The organism is Collinsella tanakaei (genome assembly GCF_016902615.1).
In the GTDB taxonomy this organism is placed as follows: domain Bacteria; phylum Actinomycetota; class Coriobacteriia; order Coriobacteriales; family Coriobacteriaceae; genus Collinsella; species Collinsella tanakaei_A.
Genome location: NZ_JACJMB010000032.1, coordinates 1 through 20,929, shown reverse-complemented (window position 1 = coordinate 20,929; position 20,929 = coordinate 1). Strand labels below are relative to the sequence as shown.

The window sequence follows — 20,929 nt, the reverse complement described above, 5'->3', positions numbered from 1 at the left end:
CTCTGCGCCCGGCCGGGCGCAGAGCGGCACCAAACCACCCCGTCCCGGATGAGGACACTACCCGCGCCAGCGGTTCAAGCAGGCGAAAAGCTCTTGAGGTCGCGGCAGCGCAAGGCCGCAGGAGACCTCGCCGTGCTCGGCCAGCACCGACCAGCCGCGCGTCCGCACGGCGTCAAACAGCTCGGCGACGACATCGGCGAGGGCGCGCGACCCGTCGAGGAGGCCGCGCCGCGCCGCGACGCGCACGAGCTGGGCGAGCGCTGCAGTCTGCTCCGGATCGACCAGCTGCTCGATTGCGCGCACGTCCGCCATGCCGGCGCCGACGGCAAACTCGTCCAGCCCGCGCACGCGCACCTTGAGGCGCTCCTCGCGCGGCGCCTCCCCTTTCCGACCGCGGCGGGCAGGCGGCGCTGCACACGAGCGGCGCACGACATCGGGAACCGGCCGGAAACTCGTGGGCAGCACGTACGGTCGCGCGGCGCATGCGGCACCCACCCCGTGCGCACGGCACGCCTCGCGCGCCCGGTCCGTGATGTCACGCGGCTCGTAGCGCTCCATCTGGACCACTGTATCGGCAACCGTGAAGAACGCGCCGGAGCTTCCCGCCACGATCACGCAGCTCACGCCCGAACGCTCCCACATATCGCGCACGCGCTCCACAAACGGCGTGATGGGCTCGCTCTCGCGCGCCACGACCGCCTCCATCAGCGCATCGCGCACCATGAAGTTCGTGGCCGAGGTGTCCTCGTCCACCAAAAGCGTGCGGCACCCCGCCTCGAGCGCCTCGATGACCGACGCCGCCTGGGAGGTGCTGCCGCTCGCATCGTCCGTTGAGAAACGGCTGGTGTCGCGTCCATCCGGCAGGCAGGCGATGAACGGCGAGACGTTCACGGCGTGCACCGGCCGCCCGTCCTCCGCGCGCAGCTTCACCGCTGCGGCATCCGTGATCACGAGCTCGCGGCCGTCGCCGGCGACATGGTCGTACACACCCTCCTGCAGTGCCCGCAGCAGCGTCGACTTGCCGTGGTAGCCGCCGCCCACGATCAAGGTGATGCCGCGGCGGATACCCATGCCCGCCACGCGCCCGCGATGCGGCAGGTCCAGCTCGACGCGCAGGCTCGCAGGAGAGGCGAAGGGGCGCGCATCTTCCATGGGCGCCGACGAGGCGCCGCCGGCGCGCGGCAGCACCGAGCCGTCCGCCACGAACGCCACCAGCCCGCGGCGCTCGAGCTCATCGCGGATGGCGTGCTGGTCGTCGGCAAGCTCGACCGCGCGACCGAGCTCCACGCGCGCCCGGCGGTCGCAGACGAGCGCCCGCTCCACGCAGGCGGGCACAAGCTCGCACAGCATGCGCGCAAGGCCGCGCGCCTCGACAGTGCGCCCACGGGCGGGGAACCCGACCTCGAGGCGCAGAATCACGCTACCGTCCGCACCCACCTCGCAGGCAGAGCGCGCAAGCACCTCCGGCCCCGGGTCGCTCGTGGCGATAAGCCCGCTTTTCCCCGAGCCGTGCACCGAAAACGATACGCGGGCCGCCTCGCGCGCAAAGCGCCTGATCAGGCTGTCCTCCACGGCGACGCGCCGGTGCGGTGCATCCACCAAATCTATGGGGATGCCCGCCTGGGCAGCGCTCAGCTTTACGCTTGCGCGCGAGGGCGCGGCGAAGGGGTCGCCCTGCACGCGGTCGATCGACAGCGTGAAGTCCCCCATGTCGTATGCGCCGCGCAGGCTCTTATATGCCGGGTAGCCCCGCCGATCGATCGCCTCGAGCTGTCGGCGCAGGTCGCGCTCCGTCTTCATCTGCCGCTCCCATCCATGACCCATTCTCATCTGCGCCCCATTATCGCGCGGGTGCATCCCATTTCCACTGACCCCATCGGGGCGCCCTGCTATCATGGTGGGCGATTTATACATACCTATCACCTACGAACAGGGGCATCCATGAACCGTACCAAGATCGCCCAGCTCTTTGCCGACGCCGAGGCGCTCGGCGGCAGCCGCGTCACCGTCGCCGGATGGGTCAAGTCCGTCCGCGACATGAAGAACTTCGGCTTCGTCACGCTGAACGACGGCAGCTGCTTCAAGGACCTGCAGATCGTCATGAACCGCGATGAGCTCGCCAACTACGACGAGATCGCCCACCAGAACGTCTCCGCCGCACTCATCGCCACGGGTACGCTCAAGCTCACCCCCGATGCGCCGCAGCCCTTCGAGCTTGCCGCCGAGACCATCGAGGTCGAAGGCACGTCGGCCCCCGACTACCCGCTGCAGAAGAAGCGCGCCACGGTCGAGTTCCTCCGCACGCAGCAGCACCTGCGCCCGCGCACGAACCTGTTCCGTGCCGTCTTCCGCATCCGCTCCGTCGCGGCGGCGGCCATCCACCGCTTCTTCCAGGACCGCGGCTTCGTGTACGTGAACACGCCGATCATCACCACGAGCGACTGCGAGGGCGCCGGCGAGATGTTCCGCGTCACCACGTTCGATCCGGCGCACACCCCGCTGACCGATGCCGGCGAGGTCGATTGGAGCCAGGACTTCTTCGGCAAGGCCGCGAGCCTGACCGTGTCCGGCCAGCTCAACGCCGAGAACTTCGCCATGGCGTTCGGCGACGTCTACACGTTCGGCCCGACGTTTCGCGCCGAGAACTCCAACACCACGCGCCACGCCGCCGAGTTCTGGATGATCGAGCCCGAGATCGCCTTCGCCGACCTCGCCGACGACATGGACCTCGCCGAGGCCATGCTCAAGTACGTCATCACCGACGTCATGGAGAAGTGCCCCGACGAGCTGAACATGCTCAACAAGTTCGTCGACAAGGGCCTCATCGCCCGTCTCACGCATGTCGCCACCTCCGATTTCGCCCGCGTCACCTACACCGAGGCCATCGAGATCCTCGAGGCCGCGGTCGCCGCCGGCCACACATTCGAGTACCCGGTGAGCTGGGGCATCGACCTGCAGACCGAGCACGAGCGCTTCCTGACCGAGGAGCACTTCAAGTGCCCGACGTTCGTGACCGACTACCCTGCGGAGATCAAGGCGTTCTACATGCGCCTGAACGACGATGGCAAGACCGTCGCCGCTGCGGACTGCCTCGTGCCCGGCATCGGCGAGATCATCGGCGGCTCTCAGCGCGAGGAGCGCCTGGACGTGCTCGAGCGCCGCATCGCCGAGCTCGGTATGGACGCGAGCCAGTACAAGTATTATCTGGACCTGCGCCGCTTCGGCACCTGCAAGCACGCCGGCTTCGGCTTGGGATTCGAGCGCCTCGTGATGTACCTCACCGGCGTGGGCAACATCCGCGACGTCATCCCGCACCCGCGCACCGTCGGCAACGCCGAGTTCTAAACGAAAACGCATCCAATCCAGCGTGCAGCCGAGGGGCCGGTCTCGATGAGATCGGCCCCTCTTGTCCTCATGGGGGACGGGGTAGTTTGGTGCCATGCTGCGCCGGGCGGCGCAGCATGGCACCAAACTACCCCGTCCCCCATGAGGACAATATCGGTAGACGGATGCGGCAGGGCCGCTCAGCGATGTGCAAGATTAACACTCTGTAACCGACGGGATCGACGGGTGGGGCGCTTTTTGCAGCCCTCCTATCATGGTGCCCTACTCACCAAATATGACGCCGCGCCCGATACGCGGCGCGCCGGCCCGCAGGCGCGAGCCCGCAGGGCTGCTCGATAGAAAGGGAAGGTCGATTCATGAAACGGCTCAAGACCATCGGCTCCGCTCTCGTGGCGGGCACGCTCGCGTTGGCGCTGGCCGCCTGCGGCGGCAGTGGCGACAACGCTGCCGGCAGCACGAGCTCCGCGTCCACCGGCAGCGACGGCACCACCTATAAGATCGGCGTGCTGCAGCTCACCGAGCACGGCGCGCTCGACCAGGCCAACGAGGGCTTCGTCGCCGCGCTCGACGACGCCGGCCTCAGCACCGACATCGACCAGCAGAACGCGCAAAACGACCAGTCCGCCTGCCAGACCATCGCCGCCAAGCTCGTCAACGACGGCGACGACCTCATCTACGCCATCGGCACACCGGCCGCGCAGGCCGTCGCGGGCGCCACGAGCGACATCCCCATCGTGGGCTCCGCCATCACCGACTACGCCGAAAGCGGCCTCGTTGCCAGCAACGAGGAGCCCGGCGGCAACGTGACCGGCTCCTCTGACCTCACGCCGGTCGCCGACCAGATCGAGCTTCTGCAGCAGTTGATCCCCGACGCCAAGACCGTCGGCATCCTGTATTGCTCCGCCGAGTCCAACTCCGAGGTCCAGGTCAAGATGGCCGAGGAGGCCCTCGACGCCGCCGGCATCGCCCACGAGCGCTACTCGATCTCCAGCTCCAACGAGATCCAGCAGATGGTCGAGTCCATGGTCGGCAAGGTCGACGCCATCTACGCGCCGACTGACAACACCATCGCCGCCGGCATGGCGACGGTCTCCATGGTCGCCAACGACAACAGCCTGCCCGTCATCGTCGGCTGCGACACCATGGTCGAGGACGGCGGTCTTGCCTCCTATTCCATCAACTACTACGACTTGGGCTATAAGGCCGGCGAGATGGCCGTCGAGATACTCACCGAGGGTGCCGACCCCGCCGAGATGCCCATCACCTACCTGTCGAGCGACGAGTGCTCCCTCATCGTGAACCGGGACACGGCTGACGCACTCGGCATCGACATCTCGGGCCTCGAGGGCGCCGAGATCGTGTAGCCTGCCGCACGCGTACACCTTTTGAGGAGGCGCTGCGTGCGGTTCGGGCCAGCGAGGCCCACCGCGTGCAGCGCCTCTTTTGCTATCGCGCGCCTCAAGCATCAGTCCATACGGGAACGGGGACGACGCCCTACCCTCGCGGCCCCGCCCCGTGTATCCTAAACCGCAAGCCTCATTCCAGTCCGCAAAGGAGCTCCCATGGAACCCATCGTCATCACCCGTCGCACCCTCGCGCGCAGCCTCGCCGGCGGCGCCGCCCTCGCCTTCGGCGCCTCCCTCGGTCTTACTGGCTGCAGCGACAATACGGCCGAGTCCGCAGGCTCCGCCACGGCCTCCGGCGACGGCACCACCTACAAGATCGGCGTGCTGCAGCTCACCGAGCACGCCGCCCTCGACGCCGCGAACACCGGCTTCGTCAAGGCGCTCGACGACTCGGGCATCTCCTACGAAATCGAGCAGCAGAACGCCCAGAACGACCAGTCCGCCTGCCAGACCATCGCGAACACGCTCGTGAACGACGGCTGCGACCTCATCCTCGCCATCGGCACGCCGGCCGCGCAGGCCGTCGCGGGCGCCACGACCGACATTCCCGTGCTCGGCACCGCCATAACCGACTTCGCCGCCTCCGACCTGGTGGAGGACAACGACGCGCCGGGCGGCAACGTCACGGGCACCTCGGACATGAACCCGGTAGTCGACCAGATCGACCTGCTCCAGCAGCTCGTCCCCGACGCCAAAACCGTGGGCCTGCTCTACTGCACCGCCGAGTCCAACTCCGATATCCAGGTCGCCTTGGCTGAAGAGGAGCTGGACCGTCTGGGTATCGCCCACGAGCGCTGCACCGTGTCGAGCTCCAACGAGATCCAGCAGGTCTGCGAGTCGCTCCCCGGCAAGGTCGACGCCGTCTACATCCCCACCGACAACACCATCTCGGCCGGTATGGCGACCGTGTCCATGGTCCTCAACGAGGCTAAGATCCCCACGATCGTGGGCGAGGTCGGCATGGTGGAGAACGGCGCGCTCGCAAGCATCTCCATCAACTACGAGGAGCTGGGCTATCGGGCCGGCGAGATGGCCGTGGAGATCCTCACCGAGGGCGCCGACCCCGCCGAGATGGCCGTCGAGCAGATGAGCGCCGAGGATTGCGACCTGGTCTACAACCAGCAGACCGCCGACGAGCTCGGCATCGACGTCTCCGCGCTCGCGGACGAGGGCGGCACGGACGTGAGCGCGTAAGGCTCGCCTGCCGCACCCGCGCGCTCGGGTTCCCCGGGCACCTCAAGCCCACGTTTCCGCCGCATTTCGCAGGGTCATCGTACCCTCATGCCAGGCGGGCCGTGATAGACTGTTCCGATGTATCTGCATCGTTCCCACGATGGACCCCGGCGAACCGCGCTGGGGTCCATTTGGCTTTCGATACAAAGGAGGAGACGATATGGGCCTCGCCCTACTTGGCGCCGTATCCCAGGGCATTCTCTGGGGCATTATGGTCCTCGGCGTGTTCATCACCTACAAGCTGCTCGACATCGCCGACCTGACGGTCGACGGCAGCTTCGCGCTCGGCGGCTGCGTCTGCGCCGTGCTCGTCGTGAGCGGCGTCAACCCGCTGCTCGCCATTCTCGCCGCCATGGTCGCCGGCATGATCGCCGGCGCGGTCACCGGCTTTCTGCACACCGTGTTCGAGATTCCGGCCATCCTCGCCGGTATCCTCACGCAGATCGGACTGTGGTCCATCAACCTGCGCATCATGGGCAAGTCCAACACGCCGCTGCTGAAAAACGACACCATCTTCTCGCAGGTGACCGACATGACCGGCCTCTCCACGAACGTCGCCTCGATCATCGTCGGCCTCATCGTGGCCGTCGTGATCATCGCCGCGCTCTACTGGTTCTTCGGCACCGAGATCGGTTCCGCCTGCCGCGCCACCGGCAACAACGAGGCCATGGTCCGCGCGCTCGGCGTCAACACCAAGGTCACCAAGATGATCGCCCTCATGCTCTCCAACGGCCTCGTCGGCCTCTCCGGCGGCCTGATCTGCGAGAGCCAGAAGTACGCCGACATCGGCATGGGCACCGGCGCCATCGTCATCGGCCTTGCCGCCATCGTCATCGGCGAGGTGCTCGGCCGCCTCACCCCCGGCAAGCTCCGCGCGTTCGGCAGCCGCCTCACCGCCGCCGTGGTGGGCTCGGTCGTCTACTTCCTCATCCGCGCCTTCGTGCTGCAGATGGGCATGGACGCCAACGACATGAAGCTCCTGTCCGCCATCATCGTGGCGCTCGCCCTGTGCATCCCCGTCGTATGGGAGAAGTACCAGCTCAAGCGGTCCTATACCCGAGCCGCACGCACCGAAGGGGGGCGCTAGGCCATGCTGAAGATCTCCCATGTCTGCAAGACCTTCAACGCCGGCACCATCAACGAGAAGCGGGCGCTTGTCGATGTGAACCTGCATCTGGCCCCCGGTGACTTCGTCACCGTCATCGGCGGCAACGGCGCCGGCAAGTCCACCCTGATGAACATGATCGCGGGCGTCTACCCCATCGACTCGGGCGTCATCGAGCTCGACGGCAAGGACATCTCGCTGCTCTCCGAGCCCGCACGCGCCAAGTACCTCGGCCGCGTGTTCCAAGACCCCATGATGGGCACCGCCTCCGACATGCAGATCATCGAGAACCTCGCGCTGGCGAAGCGCCGCGGCAAGACCCGCACGCTCGCCTGGGGCGTCACGAAGGCCGAGAAGGAAGAGTACACCGAGCGCCTGGCGGAGCTCGGCCTTGGCCTCGAGAAGCGCCCGACGAGCAAGGTCGGCCTGCTTTCGGGCGGCCAGCGCCAGGCGCTGACCCTGCTCATGGCCACCCTCACCGAGCCGAAGCTGCTGCTGCTCGACGAGCACACCGCGGCCCTCGACCCCAAGACGGCCGCCAAGGTTCTCGCCCTCACCGAGAAGATCGTGGACGAGCATCACCTGACCACCCTCATGGTCACGCACAACATGAACGACGCCATCCGCCTGGGCAACCGCCTCATCATGATGCATGAGGGCCACATCATCTACGACGTGGCCGGCGCCGAGAAGAAGGCCCTGACCGTCGCGGACCTGCTCCAGAAGTTCGAGGAGGTCTCCGGCGGCGAGTTCGCGAACGACCGCATGCTGCTGAGCTAGGCGCTTCCGCATATCGTCGCTGCGATCCGGCCCCGACCCTGTCGGGGCCGTTTTCGTTTGGGGGAGGACAGGCGCGGCAGGCGGCGCTTAAGCGCTATACTGGTGAGCTATATGTTACCAACAAGGAGGCTTATGTCGAAAATCGACCTGCACCCACGCGCCGATGCGAACGATGTTTTGACCATCGGCATCCCGCGCGGCCTTCTGTACTATCGCTACCATGTCCTGTGGCGCACGTTCTTCGAACGCCTCGGCAAAACCGTCGTCGTCGACGCGCCGTCGACGCGCGCCACCTTCACCGCGGGCGACGCGGCCTCGGTCGACGAGTGCTGCCTTGTCTCGAAGCTCTACATGGGCCACGTTCTGGCGCTCATCGACGGCCAGGGGCTCGACGCCACGGGCGCCCCAACCCCCATCGACGCCCTCTTCATCCCGAGCGTCGGCAACCTCGGTACCCTCAAGCACTTCTGCACGAAGTTCCAAGCGCTCCCCGACCTCGTGGCGAACTCGCTGGTCGAGCGCCGGCCGCGCATCCTCTCCTGTCTGGCCGACTCGCTGGACGCCGGCGTGAGCATGCGCGACGGCTTCATCGCGCTCGGCTGCCGTCTGGGCGCGCGCCCAAAGGAGGCCAAGGCGGCCTTCCGCGCCGCGGAGCGCGAGCAGGCCCGCGCCGAGGAGGCGCTCGCCCATGCCCAGCAGGAACTGCTCGCGAGCATCGAGCGCCTGCCCGCCGCCGAGCGCCCGCTCACCATCCTCATCGCCGCGCACCCCTATGTGGCGCACGACCCCTTCGTGGGCGGCGCGGTGGAGGACGCCCTGCGCGCAGCCGGCGCCGAGGTGATCTTCGCCGATGAGTTCGACCACGAGCGTGCCTACAAGAAGAGCTTCGAGTTCTCCGCCACCCTGCCCTGGATCGTCAACCGTGAGATCGTGGGCGCCATCCTTGCCCTTCACGACCACGTCGACGGCATCGTCATCATGAGCGCGTTCCCCTGCGGCCCGGACTCTATGACCGACGACGCCATCCAGCGCTGCATCCACGGCAAGCCGATCTTGGCGCTCACCGTCGACGCGCAGTCCGGCACCGCCGGCGTCGAGACGCGCATCGAGAGCTTCGTCGATATCCTTCGCTACCAGCACAAGGGAGGCTACCTGCATGCCTAAGACCCCACTGATGCAGACCGGCGAGGGCGCCGACGATACCCTGCACCGCACCGTCTCGCCCGAAGCGCCGGCGCGCATCGCCATCGAGCCCGGCGAGCGCCGCGGCCTGTTCGGCAAGGGCGCCGACAGGGACCGCCGCGGCCGTGCGCGCGCCCAGCGCGACCGCCGCGCCGATCGCCACCACACCACAAAGCGCGTGGCGTTTTTCCACTACAGCTACTACGGCCCGGTCTTCAAGTTCTTCATCGAGCATGTGCTGAACGCGGAGTACCTCGACATGGGCGAACCCACGCGCCGCACGCTCGAGATCGGCTCGCAGCACAGCAACGACTACGTCTGCGCGCCGTTCAAGCACATCATGGGCGCCTACATCGAGGCGCTCGACGCCGGTGCCGACGTCCTCATGCAGTTCACGGGTCCCTGCCGCCTCGGCTACTACGGCGAGCTGCAGGAGTCCATCCTGCGCGACATGGGCTACGACTTCCAGATGCTGAACTTCGCCAACGTGCCGAGCGGCTCGATGCGCGAGTACATCTCGTACTGCAAGCGCATCGTGAACCCGCACCTCTCCGTTCCTGTGGGCGCGGCGAATCTGCTCGCCTGCTTCCGCATGGTGGAGAAGCTCGACACCTATAACGACGCCTACCTCGCCCGCGCGGGTTTCGAAGTCGAACACGGCAGCTTCGCCGCCGCCCGGGCTCGCTTCCTTCGCCAGATGAACGAGGCCGCAAGCGCCGCCGACATCGACGAGGCGTTCCGCTCCGGCATGGCCGAGCTCGAAGCGCTGCCGATCGATAAGCCCGCCGACCCGGTGCGCGTGGGGCTCGTGGGCGAGTACTTCACCGCACAGGACGCGCCGAGCAACCTTCATTTGGAGGACAAGCTGCTCGCCATGCACGTCGAGCTCGCGCGCGACCTCAACATGACGAGCCGCCATCTGCGCTACAACGAGCCCAACCTGCGTCGCAGCATCGCGGACTACGTGACCTACGACATGGGCCCCACCAGCTCGCTGACCATCGCGTCGGCGAAAAAGTACATGGAGCAGGGCTTCGACGGCATCGTGCACCTGAAGTCCTCCGGCTGCACGCCCGAGATCGACGTCATGCCCGTGCTGCAGCGCCTCTCGCGCGACTACCACGTGCCGGTGCTCTTCCTCTCCTACGACTCGCAGACGAGCGACACCGGCCTCGACACCCGCCTCGAGGCGTTCTACGACATGATCGCCATGCGCAAGGCGCGCTAGGCGCCCGCGCCAGAAAGGACCCGTATGACCGAAGCGTATCTGGGAGTCGACACCGGCTCCATCTCCACCAAAGGCGTCATCATCGACGCCGACAAGAACATCATCGCCCGTTCCTACCTGTGGACCGAGGGCAACCCCACCGACGCCGCGCGCCGCGTCGTGGACGAGCTCGCCGCGCAGATCGACACGAACGAGATCCAGGTCGTCTCCGTGGGCACCACCGGGTCGGCCCGTCGCCTGGTGGGTGCCATGCTCGGCGCGCAGGTGATCAAAAACGAGATCACCGCGCACGCCGTGGGCACCACCTACCTGCACCCGAACGTCCGCACCATCCTCGAGATCGGCGGACAGGACTCCAAGATCATCTGCGTGGAAGGCGGCATCGCCGTCGACTACGCCATGAACACGCTGTGCGCCGCGGGCACCGGCTCGTTTCTCTCCAGCCAGGCGCATCGCCTGGGCGTCGAGGTCGAAGACTTCGGTGCCATCGCGCTGTCGAGCAAGAAGCCGGCGAACATCGCCGCCCGCTGCACGGTGTTCGCTGAGAGCGACCTAGTGCACAAGCTGCAGGTCGGTTACTCCAAGGAGGACATCATCGCGGGCCTCTGCCGCGCTGTGGCGACGAACTACCTGAACAACGTGGGCAAGGGCAAAAAGATCGTGGCGCCGGTCGTGTTCCAGGGCGGCGTGTCGAAAAACATCGGCGTGGTGCGCGCCTTCGAGGACGCCCTTGGCATGGAGGTCCTCGTGGATCCCGACGGCCATCTCATGGGAGCCTTCGGTGCGGCGCTGCTGGCAGCCGACGGCCCCGCCTCCAAGCGCCGGCCCTTCGCGTTCGACGTGGACGACTTCGAGTTTCGCACGCGCGAGGTCGTCTGCAACCACTGCGCCAACCGCTGCGAGATCATCTGCGTCTACAAGGACGACGATCTGATCGATTCGTGGGGCAACCGCTGCGACCGCGGCGCCATCCGCGTGAAGCCGCGCGCGTAAGCGGCAGGTTCGTATAGAAGGGTCCGTTGGGGCGCCGCACACCGAAAGAGGGTGCGGCGCCCCTTTTGGTTCTGCCGCAAGCGGGCGGCTCCTTTCGTCCGTAGTCGGGGCATGCAGCACGCACGGCTTGGGTACGCCACTCACGCGCCGTGACGCCGTCGCTCGGACGTCCCTCGCCGCTACCGGGACGCCCCGTGTTCGTAGCGGGTGGAAATCCATGTTGTCGGCACCCGTGCGACCACTCTGCCCGCCGCTTCATCCGAGCCGCATCCTCCGCCATACGCCGTCGAGCGTGGATATTCCCCGTTTCCGTCATATCGCATGTACGCCGCACGCCAAAGATGGGAACCATCTATAACGTATGCAGACGCGTCCGCACGTAGGAGGATCATGGACGAGCTTATCGCCGGCGCACTCAAGATGCTCTCGCACCCGCTGGTGCACCGAATCTTCTGGACCGTCGTGCTCGGCTTGATCACCATCGCCATCTCTCGCGTGGCAACCAAGGCGCTGCGTCACCTGCTCAACAGCGACAACAACCAGCTGCCCACCACCAGTATTCTCATCAACATCGTGCGCGCCGTCATCTGGGCGGTCGGCGCGTGCATCATACTCGACAGCGTCTGGAAGCAAAATGCGAACGCAATCATCACCGCCCTTGGCGTCGGCGGTATCGCTGTCTCCCTCGGCTTCCAAGACACCCTCTCGAACCTCATCGGCGGCCTGCAGATGACGTTCATGGGTATCATCAAGCCCGGCGACAACATCGAGGTCGGCTCGGAGAGCGGCGTGGTGCAGGATGTCAGCTGGCGCCATACCACCATCAAGGACTCGCTCGGCCAGACCATCATCGTGCCGAACTCCGTCATCTCGACGACCGCGCTCGTGCACCTGCTGCCCCCGAGCCGCGTTACGGTCCCCTTCGCCGTGCCCCGGTACAAAAACGACGCCAACGAGAACCTTTCGATGGACGAACTTGCGAACGAGCTCATCGGCATGGCGCGCACGGCCGCCAGCGCCGTCTCCCCCATCGTCGACGGCCCGAAGGTCTTCTTCTCCGAGATCACCGAACTCGGTATCAAGGGCACCATCGTCATGCAGGTAAAGGACTCCTCCAAGACCTCGCTTGCGGCCGACGCCGTCGTGCGCGCCATCGCCGACCGCATGGCGTAAACGCGCCCGCATGGGACAGCGCCCTTCGGAATCCGCGGTTGCCCGCTTGCGCTCACAAGTCTGTGCCAGGGGCGCCTACCGACGGCGACCGCCGAACAGGTTGCGCGTGATCTGCCGGGTCGCCTCTCGTCCGAACGTCCCCAAGATGGACATGGTGAGCTTGCCGATACCCCGCATCATCTGCTCCTGCTGCTTCTCGCGTGCACGCTCAGCGCGCTTCGCCTCCTGGGCGGCCTCGCGTTCGACTTTGGCCGCTGCCTTTTCGGCCTCCCTGGCCTCTTTAACTTGAAGGTCCGCCTTCTCCTTCTCGAGAGCCGCACGCTCGGCAGCAAGCCTGTCAGCCTCGGCCGCCGCCTCCGCCGTCTCCTCAAGCTGCTCAAAAGCGCTCGTGCTTTTCGATTGCCTGTCCGTATTTCTCCAGCAGCTCTCGCGACGCGTCAAGCGCATCCGCAAGCGACGCCTCGGATGCCGCCGCCACCGAGCACTGTGGCGGCAGAATCTTCGCGCGCCCGACCACCTCGGGCCGGCCATCCGCATTCAGCAGTGATACGAGCACCTCGCCCGTACCCAGTTCCAGAAGTGCCTCCTCGCTGTCGAATACCGGATTCGCGCGAAACGAGGTTGCAGCGGCGCGCACGGCCTTTTGCTCGGCCGGCGTATAGGCGCGCAGACCGTGCTGGATCCGGTTGGAGAGCTGCGCGAGCACCTCATCCGGTATGTCCGAGGGGCTTTGCGTGATGAAGTACACCCCGACACCCTTCGAGCGAATCAACTTGACGACCTGCACGACCTTGTCGACCAGCCCCGTCGGCATGTCATCGAAAAGCAGGTGCGCCTCATCGAAGAAGAACACGAACTTCGGCTTTTCGAGATCGCCCGCCTCGGGCAGCGTGTCGAAGAGCTCCGAAAGCATCCACAGCAGAAACATCGCGTACACCCGCGGGCTTTGCATAAGCTCGGCTGCGTTCAAGATGTTGATGCAGCCCTCGCCGGTCGGTGTGCAGGCAAACCAATCGGTGAGATCGAGCGCCGGCTCGCCAAAGAACACATCACCGCCCTCGTCCTCGATGGGCAGAAGCGCGCGCAGAATGGCACCGACCGACTGGCTCGACACCTTTCCGTAGGTCGTTTCGTACTCCTTGGCATGCTCAGTCACGTAATTGAGCATGGCGCGCAGATCCTTGAGGTCGATGAGCAGCATGCCCTTGTCATCTGCGACACGAAAGACGATATCGAGCACGCCTTGCTGCACTCCGGTTAGCCCCAGCAGGCGGGAAAGCATGGTCGGCCCCATATCGGAAACCGTGATGCGAACCGGAATGCCCCGGTCGCTGTGCATGTCCCACAGGCGAACCGGGCAGCCCTGATAGCTCCAGTCCTCGATGCCAAACCGCTCGATGCGCTCGCGCATGTCAGAAGAGTCCGCACCCGCCTCGCACATGCCCGTGATATCGCCCTTTACGTCCGCCATGAACACGGGCGCGCCGGCATGGCTGAAGCCCTCGGCCATGACCTTCAGCATCACGGTCTTGCCGGTACCGGACGTACCCGCGATGAGTCCGTGGCGATTCGCCTGCTTAAGCAGCAGGTTGACGTGCTTGGTATCAGATCCGGTTCCGACTCCATCCAGATAGCATTGTCCTGCAGCATTCCGTTTCCTTATCATGCGGGAGCCGCGCTGTGCGCTGACTCGATTTTCCCATCGTGCCTACGATAACGAAACGGATGGGCCGCGCGGGCAACCCTCTGCGCGCTCAATTAACGGTTCAGGAACCATCGGCATCGGCCGATTTGCCATGAATACATATCTCGTATTGTTCGGGGTACGATTTTTGGGCGCCTCTTCCCCATGCATGCCATACCCCTCAGCATTTCCGCATTTGCTTCCTGCGGAAATGCTGAGGGTCTCCAGATGGTAGACGATGTTGACCCATAAATCGTACCCCGGTATATATTTAATGATATTCGTCTATTTTGCCCATAGGAAGCCGGGACGTTTTTATGCATGCTTTAGGAAGACATCTGGCAGTTTAAGGTGAAAGTATTCAGACAATATATACCGTGTGTTTTCCTGTGTGCAGGACTGCCTCAATCGCTCGTAGCACCTCGCCCCGCACACCGAAAACGGCGCCGCCGCCGAACCCCGGCAACGGCGCCGCATAGCGAAAAATGGTCGGCAGGCTGCCCTACAGGCGCGCCACCACGGCGTCGCCCATCGCAGCGGTGCCGAGGATGTTCTCGGCGGGCGTCGATGCATCGGCGATGTCGCGCGTGCGCAGGCCGTCGTCGAGCACGGCGGTCACGGCCGCGCGGACGGCGTCGGCAGCGGCGCCCATGTCGAAGCTGTAGCGCAGCATCATCTCCACCGACAGGATCTGCGCAAGCGGGTTGGCGATGCCCTGGCCGGCGATGTCGGGCGCGCTGCCGTGGCTCGGCTCGTAGAGCGCCACGCCGTCGCCCAGGCTCGCCGAGGCGAGCATGCCGAGCGACCCGGTGATCTGCGCGGCCTCGTCGGACAGGATGTCGCCGAACATGTTCTCGGTCACCACGACGTCGAAGTCGGCCGGACGGTTGATGAGCTGCATGGCAGCGTTGTCCACGAGCACGTCCTCGAGCTCGACGTCCGGGTACTCCGCCGCGCCGATGCGATGCACGATCTCGCGCCACATGCGGCTCGTCTCGAGCACGTTGGCCTTGTCGACGCTCGTCACCTTGCCGCGACGCTTGCGCGCCGCCTCGAAGGCCTGACGGGCGATGCGCTCGATCTCGTACTCGCGGTACTCGAGCGTGTCATAGGCGCGCTGTCCGGTCGCGCCGTTCGTGCCGGCGCCCTCCTCGTCATAGAAGCGCTCGCGGCGCCCGAAATACAGGCCGCCGGTGAGCTCGCGCACGATCATCATGTCCACGCCATCGATGACCTCGGGCTTGAGCGTCGAGGCCCCGGCGAGGGCCGAGAAGATCTGCACGGGACGCAGGTTCGTGTAGAGGCCGAGCTCCTTGCGGATCTTCAGCAGGCCCTGCTCGGGGCGCGGGGCGGCGGGGTCGGTGGTGTCCCACTTGGGGCCGCCCACGGCAGCGAGCAGCACGGCATCCGATGCGCGCGCCGCATCGAGCGTCTCGTCGGGCAGCGCCGTGCCGCACGCGTCGATGGCGGCGCCGCCGATCAGCGCATCCTCGCATACGAAGTCCACGCCGAACTTCGCGCCCACGGCCGAGAGCACCTTGACGCCCTCGGCGATGATCTCCGGCCCGATGCCATCACCGGGCAGGCAGCAGATCTTGTACGTCTTCTTCACGTTACAACTCCAACTCATAGAACTCGGACCGGATGCAAAAGGGTTGTCGAGCGGCATGGGCGCCCCTAGCCCGCGAGGTTCTTCTTGGTGCGCTCGACCAGACCGCCCGCCTCGATGATCTCGGCGATAAAGGGTGGGAACGGCTCGGCGGTGAACTTGGCGCCGGTGTCGAGATTGGTGATGGTGCCCGTCTCGGTGTCCACGGCGACCTTCGCGCCGTCGGCGATGGCGTCCACGGCCTCCGGGCACTCGAGGATGGCCAGGCCGACGTTGATGGCGTTGCGATAGAAGATGCGCGCGAAGCTCTTGGCGATAACGCAGGACACGCCCGCGGCCTTGATCGCCACCGGCGCGTGCTCGCGGCTCGAACCGCAGCCGAAGTTCTCCTCGGCGACGATGATGTCACCGGGCTTCACGCGGGAGGCGAACGTGGGGTCCAAATCCTCCATGGCGTGCGCCGCCAGGTGCGCATGATCGGAGCTGTTGAGGTAACGGGCCGGGATGATGACATCGGTGTCGACATCGCGCCCGTAGCGGAAAACGGTGCCTTCGAAATGCATGAGGGATCCTTTCGTATCTCAAGTGCGCGCGTGCGGGCCGGCCTGCATCGAGCGGCCGGCCCATCTGGCACGGAATCGTTACAGGTCGGACGGGGCGACGATGCGGCCGGCGACGGCGGATGCGGCGGCGACGGCCGGGCTCGCCAGGTAGACCTCGGAGGTCGGGTCGCCCATACGGCCCACGAAGTTGCGGTTCGTGGTGGACACGCAGCGCTCGCCCGCCGCGAGGATGCCCATGTAGCCGCCCAGGCACGGGCCGCAGGTGGGCGTCGAGAACACGCAGCCGGCGTCGATGAACACGTCGGCTATGCCCTCGTGCATGCACTGCTTGAAGACGGCCTGCGTCGCGGGGATGACGATGCAGCGGACGTTCTCGTTCACATGGCGGCCGCGCAGGACCTCAGCGGCGGCGCGCATGTCCTCCATGCGACCGTTCGTGCAGCTGCCGATGACGGCCTGGTCGATGGTGATATGGCCGGACTCGCTCACCGGATGGGTATTGGAGGGAAGGTGCGGCCACGACACGCACGGCTTGATGTCCGCCGCGTCGATATGGATGACCTGAGCGTACTCGGCGTCCGGATCGGCGTGGTACTCCACGTACTCGCGCTGGCAGCGCCCGTCGAGCCAGGCGCGCGCGACATCGTCGACCTCCATGATGCCGGCCTTGCCGCCCGCCTCGATGGCCATGTTCGAGATGGTCATGCGGCCCTCCATCGACATGTTGTGGATGGTGGATCCGGTGAACTCCATGGCCTGGTACAGCGCGCCGTCCACGCCGATGAGGCCGATGATGTGCAGGATGACGTCCTTGGCCGAAGCGCCGTCAGTGAGCTTGCCGTCGATGACGAACTTGATGGTCGGCGGGACCTTGAACCAGGCGCGGCCGGTCGCGAGGCCCACGCCGGCGTCGGTGGAGCCCACGCCGGTGGAGAAGGCGCCCAGCGCGCCGTAGGTGCAGGTGTGCGAGTCGGCGCCAATTATCAGGTCGCCCGGCACGACGGTGCCGGTCTCAGGCAGCAGCGCGTGCTCGATGCCCGCGCAGCCCTGCTCCCAGTAATGCGTCACCTTCTGCTCATGGGCGAAGTCGCGCATCTTCTTGGTCTGCTCGGCGCTCTTGATGTCCTTGTTCGGCGCGTAGTGATCGGGCACGAGGCACACGCGGTCGCGGTCGAACACCTCGGTGGCACCGAGCTCGCGGAACACGTCGATGGCGATGGGAGCGGTGATGTCGTTGGCGAGCACGATGTCCAGGTCGCATTCGACGAGCTGCCCGGGGCGCACCTCGTCCAAGCCGGCGTGAGCGGCCAGGATCTTCTCGGCTACGGTCATGGGTCGTGGCATGGGATGAACTCCTTCGGAATCGGATAGATCCAAAACGGTTTTGGTCGGCTATTCGGCAGCCGTCTCGCGCTGGTCGGAGATGAGACGGTTCAGCGCGTTGATGTAGGCCTTCGTGGAGGACACGATGATATCGTTGTCGCTGCCGCGGCCGGTGTAGACCTCGCCGTTCGCAGCGGTCACGCGCACCGTCACCTCGCCGAGCGCATCGATGCCGCGGGTGACGGCCTTGATGGCGAACTCGGACAGATCGTTGTCCACAGCCACGATCTGGTCGACGGCCTTGTAGACCGCGTCCACCGGACCGGTGCCGTAGGCGGCCACCGTGTGCTCGGCGCCCTCCTCGTCCACCAGGGTGAGCGTCGCCGTCGGGGTGAGCGGAAAGCCGCAGGAAACCTGCACCGCGCCGAGCGTCCAGATGGCAGCGCTCACGCGCTCGCGCTCGTGCACGATGGACTCCAGGTCCTCGTCGTACACTTCCTTCTTCTTGTCGGCAACCTCGAGGAATGCCTGGTAGATGCCCTCAAACTCATCATCGCTGAACGTGTAGCCGAGCTCTGCCATACGATGGCGCAGCGCCGCATGGCCGGAGCGAGCGGACAGGATGATCTGCGAGCCGGCGGCGCCCACGTCGGCGGGATCGATGATCTCGTAGGTGTCGCGCGCCTTCAGGACGCCGTCCTGGTGGATGCCGGAGGAGTGCGCGAAGGCGTTCGCGCCCACGATGGCCTTGTTGGGCTGAACCATGATGCCGGTGATGGAGCTCACAAGCTTGCTCGCGTGCGTGAGCTCGGTCGTCACGATGTCGGTATGCGCATCGAGCTCGTCGCCGTGCATCTTGATGGCCATGACGACCTCTTCGAGCGAGGTGTTGCCCGCGCGCTCGCCGAGACCGTTGATGGTGCACTCGATCTGGGTGGCGCCGTTGCGGACGCTCTCGAGCGCAAGCGCCGTGGCCATGCCCAGGTCGTTGTGCGTATGGACGGAGATGGTCACGTTCTCGATGCCGTCCACGCGCTCGTTGAGGTCGCGGATGCGCGCACCGAAGTCCCACGGCATGTTGTACCCGGTGGTGTCGGGAATGTTCACGACCGTGGCGCCCGCCTTGACGGCGGCCTCGATGATGCGGACGAGGAAGTCCTGGTCGGCGCGGCCCGCGTCCTCGGCGTAGAACTCGACGTCGTCCACGAAGTTGCGAGCGAGCTTGACCGCGTGGATCGCGCGCTCGACCGCCTCATCCTCGGTGAGATGCAGCTTGTCGCGCAGATGCGAGGGGGACACGCCCAGGCCCGTGTGGATGCGCGGGCGCTTCGCGGTCTTCAGCGCCTCGGCGGCCACCTCGATGTCCTTATCGACCGCGCGGGTGAGGCCGCAGACCGTGCACTTGTCGCCGGCGATGCGGCCGATCTCGGCCACGCTCTTGAAGTCGCCCGGGCTCGAGATGGGGAAGCCCGCCTCGATGACGTCGACGTTCATGCGGATGAGCTGGCGGGCGATGATGAGCTTCTCTTCGGTATTCATGCTCGCGCCGGGCGACTGCTCGCCGTCGCGCAGGGTGGTGTCGAAGATAGCGATCTTTCTGGTCATACGTTCCTCCTGTCAGGTGTGCCCTGTCATGCCCGCAGGAGGTGGCGGCTCGCTTGCTTCGGAAACGAAAGGAAGCACCCCGTCGCGCGTCACGCCCTGCTAGGCGTCGGTCAGATGCGCGATGGGGTGCCTTATCAGGTGCTGGCGGATGCCATCAAAAAACGCGAAGGACCCTAGCGCGCACAGGCGGCTAGTAGGAGCGCTAGGTTGAGAGAAGAAGCAGAAGCGTGCGCGAAGGCGCGCGTATCCCTGCTGTGCTCCCGAATCGCCATGCGTTCCATCCCTTCGACTTCATGCGTGCGGCACGCTGTCCGCTACTGCAATGTAGAGCAGTGTAGCAAACTAAAGCGCGCAATTCGGCAAATTTCCGGTGAACGGTTCCTTCGTTAATTCTCGATTATGGCGGTCCCGGTCGATCGTCAGTCATACTTGGATGCAAGAAGGCCCGCGTGGCCCCGCCGCCCAAATGGGGTATGGTCCGCCCATCCGAACGTATAAAGGAGCGACGCCGTGATCGACCTGCGCAGCGATACCTTGAGCCAGCCCACGCCCGAGATGCTCGCGACCATCCTCTCCGCCCCGCTCGGCGACGATGACCGCACCCACGCGCTCGGGCGCGGCGAGGATTCGACCGTCAATGCGCTCGAGGATATGGCGGCGCACCTCACCGGCAAGGAGGCGGCGGTCCTCGTGCCCTCCGGCACCATGGGCAACACCGCCGCCGTGCTCGCGCAGGTGCACCCGGGATCTGCGCTGCTCGTCGACGAGCAGCAGCACCTCATGCTGAGCGAGCCCTATCTGTTCGACGACGCGTTCGGGCGCATGGTCGCGCGCACGTACCGCCACGAAGCTGACGGCGCACCCGTGCTCGGCGACATCGAGTGCGCACTTGCCGCGGGCGGCATCGACCTTATCTGCGTGGAGAACACGCTGAACTTCGCCGGCGGCGCGCCCCTTTCCGCCACGAGTCTTTCCGCTGTGGCTAAGCTGGCGCACGCCGCCGGCGTCCGCGTCCATATGGACGGCGCGCGTATCTTCAACGCCGCTGTCGCGCTCGGCGTCGATGTCGCCACGCTCTGCCAGCCGGTCGACACCGTCATGTTCTGCCTGTCGAAGGGACTCTCCGCCCCTGTCGGCTCGCTCGTATGCGGCGACCAGGAGACCATCCTGCGCGTGCGGCGCGCTCGCAAGGCGCTCGGCGGCGCCATGCGGCAGGCGGGCATCATCGCCGCGCCCGGCATCTTCGCGCTCACCCACTTGGTCGACCGCTTGGCGGAAGATCACGAGCACGCCCGCATCTGCGCGGACGCCATCGCGAGCCTGAAGCGCACGCCCATCGTCGGCACGGTCTCCACGAACATCGTCGTCATCGACCCGTGGCCACTCGGTGTCGACGCTGCGCGCTACTGCGAGCTTGCAGCCGAGCGCGGTCTGCTCATCAAGCCCGTCATGGGCACCTTGGTGCGTCTCGTCTTCTACCGTGGCATCACGGCCGACGACGCCCGCGCGGCCGCGCGCGTGCTCGCCGATATCGAAGCGAGCCTGGCTTAAGCCACACGACCGCACAGGCCCACACAATAGCACCGCCGACGGCCCCACGCGGTGCCGCGCTTGCCCCTCAGCGCAGCAAGGGGCCCTCCCCTGTGCACTTCGTCCCGCCGCGGCACCTTCGCGCGCTTCTCTCCCTCACACTCCTCGCC

At 66.1% G+C, this 20,929-nt stretch carries 17 protein-coding genes; 10 read left to right on the top strand and 7 right to left on the bottom strand.

Going from position 1 to position 20,929, the window contains the following annotated elements; translation table 11 throughout:
* Positions 1-57: 57 nt before the first annotated feature.
* Complete coding sequence (locus H6A21_RS09145) at positions 58-1,800, bottom strand: ABC-ATPase domain-containing protein (protein ID WP_204562436.1); 1,743 nt, start codon at positions 1,798-1,800, stop codon at positions 58-60.
* A 141-nt stretch (positions 1,801-1,941) separates the two neighbouring features.
* Here H6A21_RS09145 and asnS point away from each other — a divergent pair, with 141 nt between their 5' ends.
* The 9 genes from asnS to H6A21_RS09100 all read left to right on the top strand — a co-directional run bounded on the left by asnS (position 1,942) and on the right by H6A21_RS09100 (position 12,445).
* The gene (gene asnS, locus H6A21_RS09140; protein WP_204562435.1) at positions 1,942-3,345 is read left to right on the top strand and encodes an asparagine--tRNA ligase; all 1,404 of its coding nucleotides are present in this window, start codon (positions 1,942-1,944) and stop codon (positions 3,343-3,345) included.
* Between the two features lie 356 nt (positions 3,346-3,701).
* On the top strand, positions 3,702-4,709 hold the full coding sequence (locus tag H6A21_RS09135) for an ABC transporter substrate-binding protein (RefSeq protein WP_204562434.1): 1,008 nt from the start codon (positions 3,702-3,704) through the stop codon (positions 4,707-4,709).
* A 198-nt stretch (positions 4,710-4,907) separates the two neighbouring features.
* Positions 4,908-5,945: an ABC transporter substrate-binding protein gene (locus H6A21_RS09130; protein WP_204562433.1), complete on the top strand. Its 1,038-nt coding sequence runs from the start codon at positions 4,908-4,910 to the stop codon at positions 5,943-5,945.
* 199 nt (positions 5,946-6,144) lie between these two features.
* Complete coding sequence (locus H6A21_RS09125) at positions 6,145-7,071, top strand: ABC transporter permease (protein ID WP_204562432.1); 927 nt, start codon at positions 6,145-6,147, stop codon at positions 7,069-7,071.
* Between the two features lie 3 nt (positions 7,072-7,074).
* A complete protein-coding gene (locus H6A21_RS09120) occupies positions 7,075-7,869 on the top strand; it encodes an ABC transporter ATP-binding protein (RefSeq protein ID WP_204562431.1) in 795 nt (264 codons plus the stop codon).
* Positions 7,870-8,001: 132 nt separating this feature from the next.
* Positions 8,002-9,033, top strand: a complete 1,032-nt coding sequence (locus H6A21_RS09115; protein ID WP_204562430.1) for an acyl-CoA dehydratase activase-related protein — start codon at positions 8,002-8,004, stop codon at positions 9,031-9,033.
* The gene (locus H6A21_RS09110; RefSeq protein WP_239462779.1) at positions 9,026-10,279 is read left to right on the top strand and encodes a 2-hydroxyacyl-CoA dehydratase; all 1,254 of its coding nucleotides are present in this window, start codon (positions 9,026-9,028) and stop codon (positions 10,277-10,279) included. The genes H6A21_RS09115 and H6A21_RS09110 overlap by 8 nt, the downstream gene beginning before the upstream one ends.
* 24 nt (positions 10,280-10,303) lie before the next feature.
* Positions 10,304-11,272 carry an acyl-CoA dehydratase activase gene (locus H6A21_RS09105; protein ID WP_204562429.1) on the top strand — a complete coding sequence of 323 codons (969 nt, stop codon included), beginning with the start codon at positions 10,304-10,306 and terminating at the stop codon, positions 11,270-11,272.
* Positions 11,273-11,662: 390 nt separating this feature from the next.
* Positions 11,663-12,445, top strand: a complete 783-nt coding sequence (locus H6A21_RS09100; protein ID WP_204562428.1) for a mechanosensitive ion channel family protein — start codon at positions 11,663-11,665, stop codon at positions 12,443-12,445.
* Positions 12,446-12,520: 75 nt separating this feature from the next.
* Here H6A21_RS09100 and H6A21_RS09095 read toward each other — a convergent pair whose 3' ends face one another.
* The 6 genes from H6A21_RS09095 to H6A21_RS09070 all read right to left on the bottom strand — a co-directional run bounded on the left by H6A21_RS09095 (position 12,521) and on the right by H6A21_RS09070 (position 19,229).
* Entirely contained in the window at positions 12,521-12,886 is a 366-nt protein-coding gene (locus H6A21_RS09095; RefSeq protein ID WP_204562427.1) for a hypothetical protein, read from the bottom strand.
* On the bottom strand, positions 12,822-14,111 hold the full coding sequence (locus tag H6A21_RS09090) for a helicase HerA-like domain-containing protein (RefSeq protein ID WP_204562426.1): 1,290 nt from the start codon (positions 14,109-14,111) through the stop codon (positions 12,822-12,824). The genes H6A21_RS09095 and H6A21_RS09090 overlap by 65 nt, the downstream gene beginning before the upstream one ends.
* A 520-nt stretch (positions 14,112-14,631) precedes the next feature.
* Positions 14,632-15,741 (bottom strand): 3-isopropylmalate dehydrogenase, encoded by a 1,110-nt coding sequence (leuB, locus tag H6A21_RS09085; protein WP_342636094.1) that lies wholly within the window; start codon positions 15,739-15,741, stop codon positions 14,632-14,634.
* Between the two features lie 65 nt (positions 15,742-15,806).
* Positions 15,807-16,301, bottom strand: coding sequence for a 3-isopropylmalate dehydratase small subunit (locus H6A21_RS09080; RefSeq protein WP_204562424.1), 495 nt, complete (start codon positions 16,299-16,301; stop codon positions 15,807-15,809).
* 78 nt (positions 16,302-16,379) lie between these two features.
* Entirely contained in the window at positions 16,380-17,645 is a 1,266-nt protein-coding gene (leuC, locus tag H6A21_RS09075) for a 3-isopropylmalate dehydratase large subunit (protein ID WP_239462778.1), read from the bottom strand.
* A 48-nt stretch (positions 17,646-17,693) separates the two neighbouring features.
* Positions 17,694-19,229, bottom strand: a complete 1,536-nt coding sequence (locus H6A21_RS09070) for a 2-isopropylmalate synthase (RefSeq protein ID WP_204562423.1) — start codon at positions 19,227-19,229, stop codon at positions 17,694-17,696.
* Between the two features lie 510 nt (positions 19,230-19,739).
* On the opposite strand from H6A21_RS09070, the gene H6A21_RS09065 reads away from it, so the two are divergent.
* The gene (locus H6A21_RS09065; RefSeq protein ID WP_204562422.1) at positions 19,740-20,780 is read left to right on the top strand and encodes a GntG family PLP-dependent aldolase; all 1,041 of its coding nucleotides are present in this window, start codon (positions 19,740-19,742) and stop codon (positions 20,778-20,780) included.
* Positions 20,781-20,929: the final 149 nt, after the last annotated feature.